The following is an 879-nucleotide window of genomic DNA, read 5'->3' on the forward strand; positions in this document are numbered from 1 at the left end:
TTCCGGTCCTGCCGCCCGTACCCGATATGCCGTTCGAGGACTATTTCGACCTCATTGTGCGGCGGTTCTCCAATCCGAAGATTGGCGATACGATCCAGCGCCTCTGCCAGGACGGCTCCAATCGCCAGCCGAAGTTTATTCTGCCGACGACGGCAGACCGGCTGAGAGCCGGCAAGAGCGTAACCGGCCTCTCGCTGGTTTCGGCGCTTTGGTGCCGCTTCTGCGCAGGGACGACCGATACAGGCAAGCCGACGAACTATCTCGACGCCAGCGCTGAACGCTTGAAAGTTGAAGCCTTGAAAGCCAAGGACGATCCGAAAGCATTCCTCGCGATGACCGATATTTTCGGAGAGGTCGGCACATCGCCGATTTTCGCCGAATCGTTTTCGCGGATCCTCCGGACGCTCTGGGACAAGGGTGCTCGCGAGACCCTCAGGCTCTACTTGGATGACAAGCTTTGACGACAGCGAAACCAGATCTCGTCATATTCGACTGCGACGGCGTTCTCGTTGACAGCGAACCGATTTCCATCGCTGTCCTGCTCGAGATGATCGCCAAGAATGGCACCCATATGTCGGAGGATGACGCCTATGACCGTTTCCTCGGGCGCAGCATGACGACGATCAGCAAGGTCCTGCACGAGGAATATGGTTTCGCGGCAAGCGAGGCGGATCTCGACGAGATGCGGGCCAATCTCTTCGCTCGCTTCGAACTAGATCTGCAGCCGATACCGGGTATAGCCGAGACTCTGCGCAAACTTGATGTGCCGCGCTGCGTGGCCTCATCAAGCCAGCCTGATCGCATTCGCCTGTCGTTGAAATTGACGGGATTGCTCGATCTTCTGGATCCACATATTTTTAGCGCCACGATGGTCAAACA

General features: G+C 57.2%; 2 protein-coding genes. Both read left to right on the forward strand.

Going from position 1 to position 879, the window contains the following annotated elements:
* On the forward strand, positions 1 to 461 hold a 461-nt coding region (locus ACXJ5O_RS28480; RefSeq protein ID WP_457302839.1), incomplete at its 5' end, for a mannitol dehydrogenase family protein.
* On the forward strand, positions 458 to 879 hold a 422-nt coding region (locus ACXJ5O_RS28485), incomplete at its 3' end, for an HAD hydrolase-like protein (protein ID WP_457302840.1). The genes ACXJ5O_RS28480 and ACXJ5O_RS28485, both read left to right, overlap by 4 nt.

The organism is Phyllobacterium sp. P5_D12, from assembly GCF_054049495.1.